This window comes from Janibacter sp. RAF52 (genome assembly GCF_052114035.1).
Taxonomy (GTDB): domain Bacteria; phylum Actinomycetota; class Actinomycetes; order Actinomycetales; family Dermatophilaceae; genus Janibacter; species Janibacter hoylei.
The window spans coordinates 1-15,563 of sequence record NZ_JBFRDY010000013.1 but is presented as its reverse complement, the minus strand read 5'-3'; the positions used below and the strand labels follow the sequence as shown (position 1 = coordinate 15,563).

16 protein-coding genes and 1 tRNA gene are annotated in these 15,563 nt (G+C 71.5%); 14 read left to right on the top strand and 3 right to left on the bottom strand.

The genetic code is table 11. From position 1 onward, the window contains the following. Nucleotides 1-57 precede the first annotated feature (57 nt). Nucleotides 58-501: a MarR family winged helix-turn-helix transcriptional regulator gene (locus tag AB4Y78_RS14295; protein ID WP_007924597.1), complete on the bottom strand. Its 444-nt coding sequence runs from the start codon at nt 499-501 to the stop codon at nt 58-60. Nucleotides 502-566: 65 nt separating this feature from the next. On the opposite strand from AB4Y78_RS14295, the gene AB4Y78_RS14290 reads away from it, so the two are divergent. Genes AB4Y78_RS14290 through AB4Y78_RS14280 form a run of 3 tightly spaced genes read left to right on the top strand, consistent with a single transcriptional unit; the run spans nt 567 to nt 3,042 of the window. Next, nucleotides 567-2,564: a cytochrome c oxidase assembly protein gene (locus tag AB4Y78_RS14290; protein ID WP_441715560.1), complete on the top strand. Its 1,998-nt coding sequence runs from the start codon at nt 567-569 to the stop codon at nt 2,562-2,564. A gap of 51 nt (nt 2,565-2,615) precedes the next feature. Then, entirely contained in the window at nt 2,616-2,816 is a 201-nt protein-coding gene (locus tag AB4Y78_RS14285) for a hypothetical protein (protein WP_441715558.1), read from the top strand. Between the two features lie 22 nt (nt 2,817-2,838). Continuing rightward, nucleotides 2,839-3,042, top strand: a complete 204-nt coding sequence (locus AB4Y78_RS14280; protein ID WP_007924605.1) for a DUF6458 family protein — start codon at nt 2,839-2,841, stop codon at nt 3,040-3,042. Nucleotides 3,043-3,117: 75 nt separating this feature from the next. On the opposite strand, the gene AB4Y78_RS14275 is transcribed toward AB4Y78_RS14280, so the two are convergent. Next, nucleotides 3,118-4,989 (bottom strand): acyl-CoA dehydrogenase, encoded by a 1,872-nt coding sequence (locus tag AB4Y78_RS14275; protein WP_441715556.1) that lies wholly within the window; start codon nt 4,987-4,989, stop codon nt 3,118-3,120. Between the two features lie 393 nt (nt 4,990-5,382). Here AB4Y78_RS14275 and AB4Y78_RS14270 point away from each other — a divergent pair. From AB4Y78_RS14270 to AB4Y78_RS14250, 5 genes are all read left to right on the top strand, one after another. After that, nucleotides 5,383-5,453 (top strand) — tRNA-Gly (locus AB4Y78_RS14270). A gap of 139 nt (nt 5,454-5,592) precedes the next feature. Further along, complete coding sequence (locus AB4Y78_RS14265) at nt 5,593-6,159, top strand: RNA polymerase sigma factor (RefSeq protein ID WP_441715554.1); 567 nt, start codon at nt 5,593-5,595, stop codon at nt 6,157-6,159. Then, nucleotides 6,149-6,850, top strand: a complete 702-nt coding sequence (locus AB4Y78_RS14260; RefSeq protein ID WP_441715552.1) for a hypothetical protein — start codon at nt 6,149-6,151, stop codon at nt 6,848-6,850. Before AB4Y78_RS14265 ends, AB4Y78_RS14260 begins: the two co-directional genes overlap by 11 nt. A gap of 27 nt (nt 6,851-6,877) precedes the next feature. Beyond that, nucleotides 6,878-7,453 carry a dCTP deaminase gene (gene dcd / locus AB4Y78_RS14255; protein ID WP_441715550.1) on the top strand — a complete coding sequence of 192 codons (576 nt, stop codon included), beginning with the start codon at nt 6,878-6,880 and terminating at the stop codon, nt 7,451-7,453. Between the two features lie 202 nt (nt 7,454-7,655). After that, nucleotides 7,656-9,131: an amidase gene (locus AB4Y78_RS14250; protein ID WP_441715548.1), complete on the top strand. Its 1,476-nt coding sequence runs from the start codon at nt 7,656-7,658 to the stop codon at nt 9,129-9,131. Here AB4Y78_RS14250 and AB4Y78_RS14245 read toward each other — a convergent pair whose 3' ends face one another. Next, nucleotides 9,132-10,094: an endonuclease/exonuclease/phosphatase family protein gene (locus AB4Y78_RS14245; protein WP_441715546.1), complete on the bottom strand. Its 963-nt coding sequence runs from the start codon at nt 10,092-10,094 to the stop codon at nt 9,132-9,134. Between the two features lie 78 nt (nt 10,095-10,172). Here AB4Y78_RS14245 and AB4Y78_RS14240 point away from each other — a divergent pair, with 78 nt between their 5' ends. The 6 genes from AB4Y78_RS14240 to AB4Y78_RS14215 all read left to right on the top strand — a co-directional run bounded on the left by AB4Y78_RS14240 (nt 10,173) and on the right by AB4Y78_RS14215 (nt 15,211). After that, a complete protein-coding gene (locus AB4Y78_RS14240) occupies nt 10,173-11,204 on the top strand; it encodes an enoyl-CoA hydratase/isomerase family protein (RefSeq protein ID WP_441715544.1) in 1,032 nt (343 codons plus the stop codon). 45 nt (nt 11,205-11,249) lie between these two features. Continuing rightward, complete coding sequence (locus AB4Y78_RS14235) at nt 11,250-12,371, top strand: ATP-binding cassette domain-containing protein (RefSeq protein ID WP_441715572.1); 1,122 nt, start codon at nt 11,250-11,252, stop codon at nt 12,369-12,371. Nucleotide 12,372: 1 nt separating this feature from the next. Continuing rightward, nucleotides 12,373-13,023, top strand: coding sequence for an ABC transporter permease (locus AB4Y78_RS14230; protein WP_441715542.1), 651 nt, complete (start codon nt 12,373-12,375; stop codon nt 13,021-13,023). Then, nucleotides 13,020-13,757 carry an ABC transporter permease gene (locus AB4Y78_RS14225; RefSeq protein WP_441737252.1) on the top strand — a complete coding sequence of 246 codons (738 nt, stop codon included), beginning with the start codon at nt 13,020-13,022 and terminating at the stop codon, nt 13,755-13,757. The genes AB4Y78_RS14230 and AB4Y78_RS14225 overlap by 4 nt, the downstream gene beginning before the upstream one ends. Next, nucleotides 13,754-14,698, top strand: coding sequence for an ABC transporter substrate-binding protein (locus tag AB4Y78_RS14220; RefSeq protein ID WP_441715538.1), 945 nt, complete (start codon nt 13,754-13,756; stop codon nt 14,696-14,698). Before AB4Y78_RS14225 ends, AB4Y78_RS14220 begins: the two co-directional genes overlap by 4 nt. A 108-nt stretch (nt 14,699-14,806) precedes the next feature. Beyond that, complete coding sequence (locus AB4Y78_RS14215) at nt 14,807-15,211, top strand: DoxX family protein (RefSeq protein ID WP_441715536.1); 405 nt, start codon at nt 14,807-14,809, stop codon at nt 15,209-15,211. Nucleotides 15,212-15,563: the final 352 nt, after the last annotated feature.

Here is a 15,563-nt window from a genome sequence, read left to right as displayed (position 1 = left end):
GCGTAGGACGCTGGTCATCCTTGCAGACGCCCGGACGGAGTGCCGGGTTGCCTCAGGTCAGGGCCGGTGACGCTCGTCGGCCGCCACGGCATCGCAGAAGCGGTCGACGTAGGCGATGAAGGCGCTGATGTCGCCCTCGCTCCAGTCGCCGAGCAGGTCGGCGAACCACGCCTCGCGGCGGGCGACGAGCTCATCGAGGAGGGCGGCCCCCTCGTCGGTGAGCGCGACGAGCTGGGCCCGGCCGTCCGCGGGGTCCGGGACCTTGGCGAGGAGCCCGAGGCCGGTGAGGTGGCTGACCTGCCGGCTCACGGTCGAGGCATCCGTGAGGTTGCGCTCGGCGATGTCGCCGACGCGGCTCGGGTGCTCACGCACGGCGACGAGCACCGAGTGGTGACTGGGCTCGACGCTCGGGTGGACCCGTGGGGCCCGGGCACGGGTCGCGTGCAGCATGCGCAGCATGCGGATGACGCTCGTGCTGAGCTCGTCGGATGAGGCGGGCACGATCGCTCCCTTCGTCGTGGTGGGCGGTGCCGGGCGGGTGGGGCCAGTTGCCTAGATTAGAGGGCATGTCTTCCTCCCCGGGCACCGCTCGCACCACGACGTCACCGCTCGGGATCCTCGGGGTCGTCTCGATCGTCGCCGTCGTCGCGGCCACCGCCTTCGGTGGTGGCGCCGCGCCGCTCGAGCTCGGTGACCCGGGCGCCTTCGTCCGGTGGTCCCTGCCGGTGCTGCGGGTCGTGCACGACGCCGCGGCCGCGGTGACCGTCGGCGCCCTCGTCGTCGGGGCCTTCCTCGTCCCGGAGACGACCCGGACCTCGCGCCGCGAGACGCTCGCCCAGGTCGCGGGTGGGGCGGCGATCGTCTGGTTCCTCGCCGGCGTCGGGCGGATGCTCACGGACTTCGCCTCGCTCGCCGGCATCCCGCTCACCGACGGCACCTACCTCTCCCAGCTGACCGCCTTCGTCTGGGAGCTCGACAGCACCCGCACAGCGGTCATCTCCTCCGCGATCGTCGCCGTCGTCGCGGTCGCTGCTCCGCTGGCCCGGACGAAGGGGGCGCTGGCCTGGGCCGCCGCCGGCTCCGTCCTCGCGCTGCTGCCGCTCGCCCTCTCCGGGCACTCCGCGGCCAGCCTCGACCACATGAGCGGGGTCAACGCGCTCGCCTTCCACCTCGTCTCGGCGACGGTGTGGATCGGTGGGCTCGTCGCGCTGCTCGTGGTGCGTCCCTCCCTTCGGCCGCCTCAGGGAGCGGGCGGGTCGCACCTGGCGGTCACCACGAGGCGCTACTCGAGCATCGCGGCCTGGTGCTTCGCCCTGCTCGTCGGCTCCGGTCTGCTCGCGACGTGGATCAACATCGGCGGTCTCGGGGGGCTCGACTCGCGCTACGGCGTGCTGCTCATCCTCAAGGCCGTCGCCGCGATCATCCTCGGGGTCATCGGGTGGTGGCACCGCTCCCGCACCATCGCGGCACTCGAGGCCGGCGCCGAGGGGGTCGCCCCCTTCGTCCGGCTGGCGACCGGTGAGGTCGTCGTCATGGCTGCCGCCATGGGGCTGGGTGTCGCCGTCGGGCGCACCCCGACGCCGGAGACGGCGCAGGAGGCGCCGGCCAATGCCATCGTCTACGACCTCTCGGGCTACCCCGACCCGGGGCCGCCGTCGTCGACGAGCTGGCTCACGTCGTGGCAGGTGGACTGGCTGTGGTTCACCGTCTCGGTCATCGCGGTCCTCGTCTACGTCCGGTGGGTGCTGCGGCTGCGTGCCCGCGGTGACGAGTGGCCGGTGCTCCGCACGATCAGCTGGGTGCTCGGCTGGGCGGTCTTCTTCTACTTCACGTCGGCCGGGCCGGGGGTCTACGGCAAGGTGCTCTTCAGCTGGCACATGGTCGAGCACATGGGTGTGGCGATGATCGCGCCGCTCCTCATGGTGCCGGGGGCGCCGATCACCCTCGCCCTGCGGGCACTGCCGGCGCGCCGGGACAAGACGCTCGGGCCCCGCGAGCTCATCCTCGCGTCGGTCCACTCGCCCTACCTGCGGGTGCTGGCCAACCCGGCGGTCGCGGCCTCGCTCTTCTTCTTCAGCCTGGCGATCTTCTACTACAGCCCGCTCTTCGAGCTGGCGATGAGCACCCACACCGGGCACGTGCTGATGATGGCCCACTTCGTCATGTCGGGGTACCTCTTCGTCTGGGTGCTCATCGGCATCGACCCCGGGCCGAAGCGGTGGCCCCCGATCGCGCTCTTCGTCGTGCTGCTCGCGACGATCAGCTTCCACGCCTTCTTCGGCGTGATCCTCACGCAGTCGACCGACCTGCTCGCGCCGGACTACTTCGGGCGGCTCAACCTGCCGTGGATGACCGACCCGCTCGCCGACCAGCGCACCGGGGGCGCCATCGCCTGGGGCGTCGGCGAGGCGCCGACTCTCGTGCTGGCCATCGGCGTCGCCTGGCAGTGGATGCGCAGCGACGCCCGGGAGTCGACCCGCCGTGACCGACGCGCCGACCGCGACGGTGACGCCGAGCTCGAGGCCTACAACCGGCACCTCGCCGAGCTCAGCCGCGACGACTGACCCGGACGTGCCGCGCTACTGTGGGCGCACCGTCGATCGAAGGAGTGGCCCATGGGGGGCGAAGCGCTGTTCTGGATCTTCATCGTGGTCTTCAGCCTGCTCATGCTCGTGGGCTTCTTCCTCGTCGACCGCCCGCGCAAGTCCACGCGCGTCGCGACGCGGCACGCCGTCCGCACCGACACCCATGACCCGCGCGGCCGGCACCTGCCGGCCGATCGTGTCGACCCCACCGAAACCACCAACCGGCTGTGAGCCCGGAGGACAGGAGTACCACATGTACATCGGAGTCGGGATCTTCCTGCTGCTCGTGGGACTCGTCATCGTCTTCGCCTACAACGGCGACATGTCGATCGCGGGTCTCGACGTCGGCGCCCTGGGGTGGATCGCCATCGCTCTGGGCGTCCTCGCGATCATCTTGAGCTTCCTGCTCACCAACCGTCGTCGCGAGACGGTGGTCCGGGACGAGCGTCGCTACTGACCAGCGCGAGCACGACGAAGGGGGAGGTCCCGCCGAGTTGGCGGGACCTCCCCCTTCGTCATGGGACGACCTCGATCAGAAGGCCGACTCCGGCACGTCCATGAGGGTGTTGTCCGTGGCCTCGGCGATGGCGCGCTCGCCGGCCAGGAGCGGGAGGACGTTCTTGGCGAAGAAGCTCGCCGCGGCGACCTTGCCCGTGTAGAAGTCCTTGTCCTTGCCCTGCGCGCCGGCCTCGAGGGCCTCGGTGGCGACGGCGGCCTGGCGCAGCAGCAGCCAGCCGACGACGAGGTCACCGGCCGCGAGCAGCAGACGCGAGGTGTTCTGACCCACCTTGTAGATGTTGGTGATGTCCGAGCCCTCCTGCTTGGGGTCGGAGGCCATGAGCGCCTGGAACATCGCGCCGAGGATGCCCTGGACGTTTTCCAGGCCCTGGCCGAGCAGCTCGCGCTCGTGCTTGAGCGCACCACCCTGCGCGTCGACGTCCTGGGCGAACTCCTGGATCTGCATCGCGATGTGACCCAGCGCCTGGCCGTTGTCACGCACGATCTTGCGGAAGAAGAAGTCCTGTCCCTGGATGGCCGTCGTGCCCTCGTAGAGGGTGTCGATCTTGGCGTCGCGGACGTACTGCTCGATCGGGTACTCCTGCAGGAAGCCGGAGCCACCGAAGGTCTGCAGCGACTCGGTACCGAGCAGGGTCCATGCCCGCTCGGAGCCCAAGCCCTTGACGATCGGCAGGAGCAGGTCGTTGACCCGGTTGGCCATCGCGGCGGGGGAGTCGTCGGCGATTGCCTCGGAGCCGGTGGCGAGCTGCTCGATGTCGACGGTGTCCTGCTGGCTCGAGGTGAGCGTGACGAGCGCACGCAGGCCCTCGGCGTAGGCCTTCTGCAGCATGAGGCTGCGGCGCACGTCGGGGTGGTGGGTGATCGTCACGCGCGGGGCGTCCTTGGCCGGCGTCGTCAGGTCGGCGCCCTGGACGCGCTCCTTGGCGTACTCGAGCGCGTTGAGGTAGCCGGTCGAGAGGGTGGCGATGGCCTTGGTGCCGACCATCATCCGGGCATTCTCGATGACGCGGAACATCTGGGCGATGCCGTCGTGGACGTCGCCGAAGAGGGTGCCGACCGCGGCGTGCTTCTCGCCGAAGGTGACCTCGCAGGTCGTGGAGACCTTCAGGCCCATCTTCTTCTCGACGTTGGTGACGTAGACGCCGTTGCGCTCGCCGAGCTCACCGGTCTCGAGGTCGACGTCGTACTTGGTGAGGATGAAGAGGCTCAGGCCCTTGGTGCCCGGGCCGGCGCCCTCGGGGCGGGCGAGGACGAAGTGGACGACGTTGTCGGTCATGTCCGACTCGGCCGAGGTGATGAACCGCTTGACGCCCTCGATGTTCCAGGTGCCGTCACCGTTGTCCGTGGCCTTGGTCCGGCCGGCGCCGACGTCCGAGCCGGCGTCGGGCTCGGTGAGCACCATGGTGCAGTGCCAGCCCTTCTCGGCGATCCACTTCGCGAGCTTCTTCTGCTCGTCGTTGCCGAGGAGGAAGAGCAGCTTGGCGAAGGAGTAGCTCGCGCCGAACATGCCGATGGCCGGGTTGGCGCCGAGGACGAGCTCGTTCATCGCCCAGCGCAGGGACGGCGGGGCGACGGTGCCGTCGAGCTCGGCGGGCAGGTCGAGGGACCAGAAGCCGGCGTCCTGGAAGGCCTTGTAGGACTTCTTGAAGGCCTCGGGCATCTGCACCGAGGAGGTCTCCGGGTCGAAGACCGGGGGGTTGCGGTCGGCGTCGGCGAAGGACTCGGCCAGCTCGTTCTCCGCAAGGCGCGCGTACTCCTTGAGCATCTCGCGCGCGGTGTCGGCGTCGACGGCCTCGTAGGGGCCCTGGCCCAGGACCTCGTCGCGACCGAAGACCTCGAAGAGGTTGAACTCGATGTCGCGCAGGTTGCTCTTGTAGTGACCCATGGGATGTCTCTCCTGGTCGAAGGGGGTGACGCCGGCGGGGACCGGCTCCAGCGTTGTAAGCAAGCGCTTACTGATGTTTGGACCATCATCACCCTCGTCTGCTTGCGGGAGCAAGCGCGGGATGAGGTGACGCGACCCACACGTGCCGCCCGCTCCCTGAGGAGGCGCGCCAGGTTCACGCCCTGCCTGCTCCCTGAGGAGGCGCGCCAGGTCCACGCCCTGCCCGCTCCCTGAGGAGGCGCGCTAGTTTCACGCCCTGCCCGCTCCCTGAGGAGGCGCGCCAGCGCCGTCTCGAAGGGAGAGGATTCCGGCGGCAACAGGAGGACGAGGGCCTCGCGAAGGGGGCGGCGGCGTGGGTTACGATGTCCGCGCTGCACGCTCAGGAGCGTGCTCGCCGGTGTAGCTCAATGGTAGAGCGCCAGCTTCCCAAGCTGGACACGCGGGTTCGATTCCCGTCACCGGCTCCGCATGACTGGAGGGCCGCACCCGGTGGGGTGCGGCCCTTCTGCGTCCCGGCCCGCCGAAGGGGGGCGTGAACCCCCCTTCGCCCTGCGGGCAAGTACAGGTGTGAGCACACTGGGGACGGAGACGAGGAGGCCGCCGATGGGGCAGGTCACGGCGCTGCGGCAGCCGCCGAACATCGGGGGAGTGCCGGCCGCGGAGGTCTTCGACCGGCACCACGCCGACGTCTACCGCTACCTCGCCCGACGGGTGCCCGCCGACATCGCGGACGATCTCGCGAGCGAGACCTTCGTCCAGGCCGTGACCCGCGCGCACACCTTCGACCCGGAGCGGGGAGTGCTGCGGGGATGGATCTTCGGCATCGCGAGCAACCTGCTCTCACGGCACCACCGCGACGAGGTGCTGGCCTACCGGGCCTGGGCCCGGACCGGGGCCGACCCGCACGTCACCGGTGCGGACGAGACCGATCGCGTCATCGACCGCGTCGACTCGCAGTCCCGGCAGCCGGCGCTCGCCGCCGCCCTCGCCGAGCTCTCCGACGGCGACCGCGACGTGCTGCTGCTCGTCGCCCACGCCGAGCTCACCTACGCCGAGGTCGCCCAGGCCCTCGATCTGCCGGTCGGGACGGTGCGCTCCCGGCTCAACCGCGCCCGCCGCATCGTGCGGGCCGCACTCGACGACACCAGGGGGACCCACGATGACCACTGACGAGATCGGCCTGCTCGACGGGCCGGAGATGGACGCGCTGCGTGAGCTGCGGGCCGACGTGCCCGGGCCGACGGACGCGCAGCGGCAGGCTGCCTGGGAGCGGGTGCAGGGGGCCCGCTCCCAGGCCGGGACCCGGGGGAGGAGGGGCGGCCGCGCCTGGCTCCTGGCCGGCGCGGCCGCGGTGGCCGTGGGGGTCGTCGCCGGCGGCATCGCCCTCTCGGTGGGCGCCGACCACCCCACGCCCCCGGCGAGCCGCTCGGACCAGAGCGCGGCGACGCCGACCAACCCCAACCCCACCCCCTTCGCCACCGGCAGCGTGTGGGAGCCCTCGGCCGGGCGCGAGCGCCAGATCGTCGACGCCTACCGCGAGGGCGTCGTGCTGACACCCAAGGGCGGGGTGCGCATCGAGATCCCCGGTCAGATGGACTGGGAGGCGATGACCAAGGCGACCAATGCCGAGGGCGTCCCCGTCCGCTTCTGGGCGGTTGAGGGTGAGCCCAACGCCTGGGAGACCGGACCCCGGGTCGCCATCGACCCCGAGGACGGCATCGACATGAGCCAGGAGGGGCTGCCGGCCTACCCCATGGACGGCATCACCTTCGAGCGGTCCGGCGGGGCCGGCTCGCCGGTCACGGCCGTCGTCATCGACCACGTCCCGACCGAGCCGGTCGACATCACCTTCACCCAGTGAGGCCCGGCGCGCTCTAGTCTCGGGGCCATGCTGCTCTCCGACAGGGACATCCGGGCCGAGATCGACGCGGGGCGGGTCGTGCTCGACCCGTGGGACCCGACGATGGTCCAGCCCAGCAGTGTCGACGTCCGGCTCGACAAGTTCTTCCGGCTCTTCGACAACCACAAGTACCCGGTCATCGACCCGGCGGCCGACCAGCCCGATCTCACCCGGCTCATCGAGGTCGAGCCGGACGAGGGCTTCGTGCTCCACCCGGGGGAGTTCGTCCTGGGCTCGACGCTCGAGACGGTCTCGCTGGCGGACGACCTGGCAGCGCGCGTCGAGGGCAAGTCGTCGCTCGGCCGGCTCGGCCTGCTGACGCACGCGACGGCCGGCTTCGTCGACCCGGGCTTCTCCGGTCACGTGACGCTCGAGCTCAGCAACGTCGCGACCCTGCCGATCCGCTTGTGGCCCGGCATGAAGATCGGGCAGCTGTGCTTCTTCCGGCTCTCCTCGCCGGCGGAGCACCCGTACGGCTCCGCGGCCTTCGGCTCGCACTACCAGGGGCAGCGCGGCCCGACGGCCAGCCGGTCCTTCGCCAACTTCCACCGGTCGGACGTCTGACCCTTCGAGACGGCCGCGGGCGGCCTCCTCAGGGCGCGGGTCTTCGAGACGGCCGCGGGCGGCCTCCTCAGGGCGCGGGTCTTCGAGACGGCCGCGAGCGGCCTCCTCACGGCGCGGGTCTTTGAGACGGCCGCGGGCGGCCTCCTCAGGGCACGAAGGGGGACACCACCCCCGGTCGTGACCTGCGAGTAACATCGTGGAGATGACGACGGAGACCCACCCCACGCCCGCCCACGAGGAGATCCGCGAGAGCCACGAGTCCCGGCGGGTCAGTGCCTTCACCGACGACGCGCTCGGCACGCTCGACGCGACCGGGGTGGCCGCGGCGATCCGAGCGGGTGAGATCAGTGCGGGCGAGGCGGTCGAGGCCGCCATCGCCCGGGTCGCCCAGGTCGACCCGGTGCTCGGCGCGACGACCGTGGACGACCACGACCGTGCTCGCCGCCGGGCGGCGCACGTGCCGCAGGGGACGCCCGCCCCCTTCACCGGGGTGCCGACCGCCTTCAAGGACAATGTCACTGTCGAGGGCCTGCCCATGCGCATGGGGTCGGACGCGCTGCCGGACCGGCCCGGCCGTGCGGACGGCCCCTTCGTCCGGCAGTACCTGTCCACCGGTGTCGTGCCCATCGCGACGACGACCTGCCCGCCCTTCGGCTGGACGGCGACGACCGAGCGCCCCGGCGGGCGCATCACCCGCAACCCCTGGGCCACGGGCTACTCCTCGGGCGGGTCCTCCGGCGGCACGGCCGCGCTCGTCGCCTCCGGAGCGCTGCCCATCGCCCACGGCAACGACGGCGGTGGCTCGATCCGCATCCCCGCGGCGGCCTGCGGTCTCGTGGGGCTCAAGGTCACCCGGGGTCGGCTGCTCGGTGACCCGAGCACCGACAAGCTCCCGGTCCAGCTCGTCGTCAACGGCGTGCTCACCCGCACCGTGCGCGACACCGCGACCTTCCTCGCCGCCGCCGAGCAGCACCAGCCGGCCCGCAAGCTCCCGCCGGTCGGTCTCGTCGAGGGCCCCGGCGCGCGTCGGCTGCGCATCGGCATGATGGTCGACTCGCCGCTCGCCCGGGCCACCGACCCGCAGACCCGGGAAGCAGTCGAGGCCGCCGCCCGCCTGCTCGACGGGCTCGGCCACACGGTCGACGACACGCTGCAGGTGCCGGTGCCGCAGTTCTTCAAGACCGACTTCGAGGACTACTGGAGCCTGCTCGCGATGGCCTCCTCCCGGCAGGGCAAGCAGCTCTACGGGCCCGACTTCGACCCCGACGAGCTCGACCCCTTCACCCGCGGTCTCGCCGACCGCGCGCTGCGCCGCCTGCACCGGGCCCCGCTGTACCTCGCCCGCCTGCGCGCGACCGGGTTCGCCGCTGACCGACTCTTCCCGGCCGAGGCAGACCTCGTGCTCACGCCGACGCTGAGCCACACCACGCCGCGCATCGGTCACCTCTCGGGCGACCTGGACTTCGACACCCACTTCGCCCGGTTGCTCGACTACGTCGGCTTCACGCCGCTGCACAATGCGAGCGGTCAGCCGGCGATCTCCCTGCCACTCGGGCGGACCGACGACGGCCGCCCCATCGGCGTCATGCTGTCGGCGCGCAGCGGGCAGGAGCGGCTGCTGCTCGAGCTCGCCTTCGAGCTGGAGGCCGCGGCTCCCTTCGCCAGCCTCGCCGGCTGATCAGGGCAGGGCGACCGTCGCGACGAGCGCGGCGTGGTCGCTGCCGGGCCGTCGGGTGATCACGAGGTCCGTGCACACCGCGCCACGCGTCATGACGTGGTCGATCGGCACCGGCGCCACCGCGGACCCAGGGGTGCGTCCCCACGTGCCGGGGAAGCCCATGCCCAGCTGCGCGGTGCAGTCCCGCAGCCCCGACTGCCGCGCGAAACGACGGAAGGCCACCGCACTCGGTGGCGCGTTGAGATCACCCATGACGATGACGTGGCCGGTGCTGCCGGCCGCCGCCAGCCGAAGGGAGTCCAGCCCCGCCCCCCACAGGTCGGCCGCGAAGAAGGCCGGGTTCTGCAGCCGGGTGCCGATGACCGTCACCTCTGTGCCGTCGCGTTCGAGCCGCACGGCTCGCCCCGGTTGGCGGCCGGGGAGGTGCGGGGCCTCGAGCACGGTCCAGGAGCGTCGCACCCACACCGCGACCTGGGCCGCGATGTAGTCGTCGTTGTCGCTCGCGACGAGCTGCCAGTCCGGGCCGAGCGCTGCGGTGAGCCCACTGGTGCGCGAGGCACTCCACTCCTGGAGGGCCAGGACGTCGACATCCTGGGCGAGCTCGACGAGCGCGGCGTCGGTGGGGCGCGAGTGCAGGGTGTTGAGCGTCGCCACCCGGATCGTCTGGCTCCCCGTCGGGGCAGGGGCGCGGTCAGGCACGACGTGGTCGAGCAGCGGTGCCTGGCTGAGCAGCAGGGCGCCGACGAGGGCGAGTCGCCACCGCGGGTGGTGCCACCACGGCAGCAGGGCGGCAGCGATCGCGACGAGCAGGACGAAGGGCAGGCCGGCAGCGACGACGACGCCGACGCTCGTGCGGCCACCGCGCGCGTACATGGTGACGACGGCGACGACGCACAGCGCGAGCACGACGAAGGTGAACCACGCCTCCGGCGTCCCCCGACGCGCCCCCGCCCGACCACTCATCGCGGGATCAGTCTGCCAGCACGGCCCGGCGCGCAGACACCCCCCGGCGCGCCGGCGCGGGTGTGCCAAGGTGACGACATGGCTGACTTCACTCCGGGCCCCACCGGCACCGACGAGGTGCTCTTCGCGGTCGACGGGTCCCTCGGTCGGGTCCTGCTCAACCGACCTCGCGCGATCAACTCGCTGACCCGCGACATGGTCGTCGCGATGCGTGCCCAGCTGGAGGCGTGGGCCGACGACCCGCAGGTGCAGACCGTCTCGATCGAGGGCGCCGGGGAGCGGGGTCTGTGCGCCGGTGGCGACGTCCGCGCGGTGCGCGAGGCCCACCTGGCGGGCACCTCCGGAGGGGTGGACTTCTGGGCCGACGAGTACGTGCTTGACGCGCAGATCGCGGAGTACCCCAAGCCCGTCGTCGCCGTGATGGACGGCATCGTCATGGGCGGCGGGCTGGGCATCTCGATGTTTGCCACCGCCCGCTGGGCCACCGAGCGCTCGCGGATCGCCATGCCCGAGACGATCATCGGCTTCTTCCCCGACGTCGCCGCGACCTACCTGCTCTCCCGGGCCCCGGGCGAGACCGGCACCCACGTCGCCCTCACCGGGACGACCATCACGGGAGCCGACGCCATCGCCCTGGGTCTCGCCGACGCCGTGGTCGACTCCGCGCGCCTGCCCGATCTGCTCGCCGGCATCGCGGCGGGTAACCCGGTGGAGCCCGTGCCCGACGACGCCACGACGAAGGGGGACACCCTCACCTCCGCCCGTGGCTGGATCGACGAGTGCTACGCCGGCGACGACGCCGCGGCGATCGTCGAGCGGCTGCGCGCCCACGACGCACCCGAGGCCCGTGCGGCAGCCGAGGAGATCTCCCTTCGCTCGCCGTTGTCGGTGGCCGTCACCCTCGAGGCACTGCGACGGGCCGCGACGGCCGGGTCGGTGCGCGAGGTGCTCGAGACGGACACGGTCGTGGCGCGGGGCCTGCTGCAGCGGGCGGACTTCGCCGAAGGGGTGCGCGCTCAGCTCGTCGACAAGGACCGCTCGCCCCGGTGGGAGCACGAGAGCGTGTCCGACGTCACGCGGGCAGAGGTGCTCGCCGTCTTCTCGGGATAGGTTGGAAGACCACGAGGAGGCCATCTCCCGGACAGAGGGGACGTGCTGATTCGTCTCGACGGCGTCACCAAGCAGTACCCGGGCGGCACGGTAGCCGTCGACGACCTCAGCCTCACCGCACCGGACCGAGCCATCACCGTGCTCGTCGGGCCCTCGGGCTGCGGCAAGACGACGACGCTGCGGATGATCAACAGGATGATCGAGCCCACCTCCGGGTCGGTGACCATCGACGGCCGGGACGTGCTCGGCATGGACGCGGCGGAGCTGCGTCGAGGCATCGGCTACGTCATCCAGCACGGCGGGCTCTTCCCCCACCACACGGTCGAGCGCAACGTCGCGACCGTCCCCCTGCTGCTCGGCACGTCGCGACGCGAGGCGGTCGCCCGGGCGCGCGAGCTGCTCGAGCTCGTCGGCCTCGACCCGGCACTCGGCCGCCGCTACCCCAGCCAGCTGTCCGGGGGCCAGCAGCCGCGCGTCGGGGTCGCCCGCGCGCTCGCAGCGGACCCGCCGGTCATGCTCATGGACGAGCCCTTCTCGGCCGTCGACCCGGTCGTGCGCGAGCAGCTGCAGGACGAGTTCCTGCGCCTGCAGGGCGAGCTCGGCAAGACGATCGTCATGGTCACCCACGACATCGACGAGGCGATCAAGCTCGGCGACCACGTGGCCGTGCTCCGGGTCGGTGGACGCATCGCCCAGATGGCTCGGCCGGCAGAGCTGCTCGCCCACCCCGCAGACGAGTTCGTCGCCGACTTCATCGGCCGCGACCGCGGCTACCGGGCCCTCGGCTTCGAGCACGCGCGCATCCCTCTGCACGACGAGTCGACGCTCTCCCTCGGCAGCCAGCCGAGGGAGGCCGGCGGCACCGCAGGCGACGGGTGGGCGCTCGTCGTCGACGACGAGCGGCGGCCACTCGGCTGGGTCCGCCCGGCTGACCTGGCCCAGGAGGAGCCCGTCGACACCTCGGCGCTGGCGCTCGGGGGCACCCTGGCGCGGGTCGACGGGCCGCTGCGGGCCGCGCTCGACGCCGCGCTGTCCTCCCCGAGCCGACGCGGTGTCGTCGTCGACGGCGACGGGCGCCTCGTCGGCACGTGCCGCGCCACCGAGGTGCTCGCGGTCATCGAGTCCCAGGAGCGCCCCCGCGACCCCGCCGCCACCCGATCGGCCTGACATGGACTGGATGCTCGAGCACCTCGACGACATCGGGTCCCTGACCCTGCAGCACACGTGGCTCGCGGGCCTGCCTCTCGTCGTCGGGCTGCTCGTCTCCCTCCCGCTCGGTTGGCTGGCCCACCGCCAGCCGCGCCTGCGGGGGATCGTCGTCGTCTCCGCGGGTTTGCTCTACACGGTCCCCTCGCTGGCGCTCTTCGTCCTCATGCCCCTCGTCCTCGGCACCGGCATCCTCGACCCGGTCAACGTGGTCGTCGCCATGACGATCTACACCGTGGCGCTCCTCGTCCGCTCGGTCGTCGACGGGCTCGGCTCGGTGCCCGACGAGGTCACCCGGTCCGCCGTCGCCATGGGGTACACGCCCGTGCGCCGCTTCGTCGGGGTCGACCTGCCGCTGGCCGTCCCGGTCATCGCCGCGGGACTGCGGGTGGCCGCCGTCAGCAACGTCTCGATCGTCTCGATCGCCTCGCTCATCGGAGTCAGCCAGCTCGGCGACCTGCTCGTCGACGGGTACAACCGGGCCATCAGCGGCGAGCTCGCGGCCGGGATCCTCGGGTGCGTCTTCCTCGCGGTCGTCCTCGACCTCGCCATCCGGCTCGTCGAGCGGCTGCTCACCCCCTGGCGCCGCGCCGGGCAGGAGGGGTCGGCATGATCGGCGAGATCATCCGGTGGCTCACGTCGGGCGCCAGCTGGGCCGGCGCCGACGGCATCGGCGCGCGCCTGCTTGAGCACATCGGCTACACCCTGGTCGTCCTCGTCATCGCCGCACTCGTCGCCGTCCCCGTCGGGCTGTGGATCGGTCACACCGGGCGCGGGCGCTGGCTCGTCACCGCGGCCAACGCCCTGCGGGCGGTCCCGACGCTCGGGCTGCTCTTCGCGCTGACCCTCGTGCTGCTCCCGCGGCTGCCCGGTGACGCCGCCTTCCTCGTGCCGAGCGTCATCGTGCTCGTCCTGCTCGCGATCCCGTCGATCCTCTCCGGCACCTACGCAGGCGTCGAGTCCGTGCCGCTTGCCGCACGCGATGCCGCCCGCGGCATCGGCATGACCGGCAGCCAGGTGCTGTGGCGCGTCGAGGTGCCCATCGCCCTGCCTCTACTCATCTCCGGGCTGCGGGCCGCCGTCCTCCAGGTCGTCGCCACCGCCACCGTCGCAGCCTATGTCGGTCTCGGCGGGCTCGGCCGATTCCTCATCGACGGGCTGGCCACGCAGGACTACGCGAGCACGGCGGGTGGTGCCCTCCTCGTGGCACTGCTCGCGCTCGCCCTCGACGCCCCCTTCGCCCTGCTGGGGCGTCTCGTCGGCTCGCCCGGTCTCACCGGACGCAGCCGCTCCCTTCGACCCACAACCGATCACAACCGCACCGCGACCGCTGGAGGAACCCCATGACACCCACCGTCCCCGCATCCCGCCGACGTGTCCGCACCGCAGCGGTCGTGCTCGCCACGGCCGGCGCCCTCGGCCTAACCGCCTGCGGCGGCGGTGGCGACCCGCTCGCCAGCTCGTCGAGCAGCGCCGATGACGCCGGCGGCTCGGGCGAGATCGTCGTCGGGTCGGCCGACTTCTCCGAGTCGATCCTGCTCGCCCACATCTACGCCGGTGCGCTCAAGGCCGACGGCATCAATGCCTCGACCAAGACCGGGATCGGGTCTCGGGAGGTCTATCTCAAGGCGCTCGACGAGGGCTCGGTCGACGTCATGCCGGAGTACACCGGCGGACTGGCGCTCTACTACGACAAGGACTTCGCCGAGACCGACCCGGACAAGACGTACGAGGCCCTCGAGGACCTGCTGCCCGAGGGCACGGCCGTCCTCGAGAAGTCGGCGGCAGAGGACAAGGACTCGATCGTCGTCACCCGCGAGACCGCTGAGGGCAAGTCCCTGAAGACCATGGACGACCTGTCCGAGGTCGCGGGGGAGCTCACCCTCGGGGCGCCGTCAGAGTTCAAGACCCGCTCCCAGGGCATCCCCGGGCTCAAGGAGTCCTACGGCATCGAGTTCAAGACCTTCCGCCCCCTCAAGGCGGGGCAGGCGACGAGTGGCGCGCTCAAGAACGGTCAGATCGACGCGGCCAACATCTTCAGCACCGACCCGTCGATCGCGGCGAACGACTTCGTCGTGCTCGAGGACACCAAGAAGCTCTTCGGCAGTCAGAACGTCGTGCCCCTCGTCCGCTCGGACGTCCAGGAGGAGGTCCAGTCCTCGCTCGACGAGGTGTCGGCGAAGCTGACGACCGACAAGCTCGCGGAGCTGCTCAAGCGCACTGACATCGACAAGGAGGACCCGGACCAGGTGGCCGCGGACTTCCTGACGGAGGAGGGGCTCGCCTGACCTGCGCCGCACTGTGGCCGAAGTCACATCCGGGCCGGGAAGAACTCGGGGCTGCTGACGCTTGAGACCCTCGATAGTTAAACAAACAACTACCTCGGAGGTTCTCCCATGGACGTCATCGTCCTCATCGCCCGCATCCTCTTCGCCGCGATCTTCATCGCGTCCGGCATCGGCCACCTGACCCAGAGCGAGGCGATGGCGGGCTATGCCAAGTCCGTGGGTGTCCCGGCCGCCAAACTCAGCGTCATCGTCTCCGGCGTGCTCATGGTCGTCGGCTCCCTATCGGTCATCCTCGGCGTCTGGGGCGACCTCGGCTCTCTGATGATCCTCGTCGCTGTGGCGCCGATCGCCTTCCTCATGCACCGGTTCTGGACGGCCGATGGTGAGGCCCGTATGAACGAGCAGATGCAGTTCAACAAGACCATCTCGCTCGCCGGTGGGGCGCTCGCCCTCTTCGCGCTCTTCGTCCTGGTGCCCGAGCTCGGCCTGACGGTCACCGGTCCGCTCCTCTGAGTGACCCTCGCCTGACGTCGGCCCCGGCCAWCCGGCCGGGGCCGACGCATGTCCGGATGGGTTGGTGGGCCACCGCGACGAGCGCAGTTGGCAGCGTTGATGTCGCCTGTCGTCGTTGGCGTCACCCGGTTGCCCCTCTCCGGGCAGCCGGGTGGCGTCAACGCTGGCGGGTGGCGCCAACGCTGCCGGGGTCAAGTCCCAGGTAGTGGATGCTCCTATTGGTGTCAAGCTGTGGAATCCGCCCCGAGCTGGGCTAGTAGAGCTGTTGCGCGTTGCTCGAGTTCGGGGTCTGTTCGGGTGCCGATCTCGAGGCGGCGCAGGCGCTGGTATGGGACGTCGAGGGTTGCTGCCA